The sequence below is a fragment of the Acidovorax delafieldii 2AN genome, from assembly GCF_000175235.1.
Taxonomy (GTDB): Bacteria; Pseudomonadota; Gammaproteobacteria; order Burkholderiales; family Burkholderiaceae_C; genus Acidovorax; species Acidovorax delafieldii_B.
In genome coordinates this window covers 1-1,970 of sequence record NZ_ACQT01000426.1, presented here as the reverse complement: position 1 = coordinate 1,970, position 1,970 = coordinate 1, and the positions used below count along the sequence as shown (strand labels likewise).

2 protein-coding genes and 1 pseudogene are annotated in these 1,970 nt (G+C 70.4%); all 3 read right to left on the bottom strand.

Going from position 1 to position 1,970, the window contains the following annotated elements; genetic code table 11:
* Window positions 1-408: universal stress protein (locus ACDELDRAFT_RS21840; RefSeq protein WP_005800747.1), on the bottom strand; the 408-nt coding region annotated here is incomplete at its 3' end.
* Window positions 409-454: 46 nt separating this feature from the next.
* Window positions 455-1,646 (bottom strand): annotated as a pseudogene (locus ACDELDRAFT_RS21835) (acetate/propionate family kinase).
* On the bottom strand, window positions 1,643-1,970 hold a 328-nt coding region (locus ACDELDRAFT_RS21830), incomplete at its 5' end, for a phosphate acyltransferase (protein ID WP_005800743.1). The gene ACDELDRAFT_RS21830 and the pseudogene ACDELDRAFT_RS21835, both read right to left, overlap by 4 nt.

Below are 1,970 nucleotides of genomic sequence, written 5' to 3'. Positions count from 1 at the left end.
GCGCGCGATCTGCTCGGCGTCGCTGCCCAGGAACATGCGCTGCAGGCCGCGGCGCCCCTGTGTGCCCAGCACGATCAGGCGGGCACCCCATTGCCGCGCGTCCTCGATCACGAGGGCGGCCACCTGGGCGTCCATGTTTTCCACCAGACGGATTTCGGCGGGGATGCCTTGGGCGGCGAGTTGCTCGCGGGCCCTGTGCAGCAGGGCCTCGCCGGCCCGCACCGCGGCGGGCAGAAACTCGCGCTGGTAGACCTCGGGGCGCACGAATCCGATCGCGTGGGTGAGGGGATCGACGATGTACAGCAGCCGCACCTGCGCACCCGTCTTGAGCGCCAGGCCGGCGGCTTCCTTCAGGGCTTGTTCAGACGTCGGGCTGCCGTCAAAGGGAACCAGGATTTTTTCGTACATGGGGACCTCTGGGCGAAAAGGGGATTGTGACTTCGGCGGTGCCAACTCAGTGGCACGGCCGGCCGATGAGCGACGCGGTGCGCCAGGCGGCGACCCATTCTTCGTTCGTGGGCTCGACCGCCACGGTCACGCGGCTCGCCGCGCTGGAGATGCGGGGCGCGTGGGTGGCATTGGCGTCTGCCTGCAGGTCCACGCCGAGGAAGGCCAGCTCGCGGCAGATGCGTTCGCGCAGGACGGCATTGTGCTCGCCGATGCCGGCGGTGAAGACCAGCATGTCCAGCCCGCCCAGCACCGCCGCCATGGCGCCGATCTCGCGCACGATGCGCCGCACATACAGCGCCAGCGCGGCCTGCACGCGCTCGTTGCCGGCTTCCTGCTGCAGCAGCACGCGCGGATCAGAGGACACGCCCGACAGGCCCAGCAGCCCCGACTCGTGGTACAGCACATGGCCCACCTGTTCGAGCGTGAGCTTCTCGATCTCCATCAAATACAGCACGGCACCCGGGTCGAGCGCGCCGCAGCGCGTGCCCATCATCAGCCCGTCGAGCGCCGAAAAGCCCATGGTGGTGGCCACGCTGCGCAGCCCCTGCAGGGCGCACAGGCTGGCGCCACTGCCCAGGTGGGCCACGATGGTGCGGCCTCGCGCTGCATCGCCGTAGCGCTCGGCCAGCGCGACCGACATGAACTCGTACGACAGGCCGTGAAAGCCATAGCGGCGCAGGCCGCGCTCCCAGGCCCCGTAGGGCAGGGGCAGCATCTTCTCGACATCGGGCAGCGTGTGGTGGAAAGCCGTGTCAAAGCAGGCCACCTGGGGCAGGCCCGGCGCGGTGGCGAGCAGTGCCTCGATGGCTTCGAGCGCGAACGGCTGGTGCAGGGGCGCCAGCGGGATGTAGGCCTTGAGGTCGGCCAACACGGCAGCGTCCACACGTACCGGGTCGAAGTATTTGGCGCCGCCATGCACCACGCGGTGCGCCACGGCGGCAATGTGGTGGCTGCCCAGGCGCGCCAGCACGCGTGCGCGGATGTGCTCGAGCGCCGCGTGGTAGGGCTGGGCCGGGTCCAGCGCCGACCGGGCCGGGCGGGGTGCCGGCTTCGCCGAAGGTGGGGGCCGGCCCCGTGATGCCGTCCACCTTGCCGTTCCACAGGGGCGTGCGTGGCAGGGGCTGCGCGGTGGCGTCGAACAGCGCGAACTTGATGCTCGACGAGCCGCAGTTGAGAACGAGGATGAGCGCGCTCATGGCGGCAGCACCTTGTAGCGGTGCGCCAGCAGCACGGCCACAGCGCATGAGGCCAGGCGGGTCTCGCGCGAATCGGCGCGGCTGGTGAGCACGATGGGCACGCGCGCGCCCAGCACGATGCCCGCGCAGGCCGCCCCGCCCAGGTATTCGAGCTGCTTGGCGAGCATGTTGCCGCTTTCCAGGTCGGGCACCACGAGAATGTCGGCCTGGCCGGCCACCTCGGAGACGATGCCCTTGGTGCGTGCGGCCGCCATCGACACGGCGTTGTCGAAGGCCAGCGGTCCGTCGAGCAGGGCGCCGGTGATCTGGCCGCGATCGGCCATC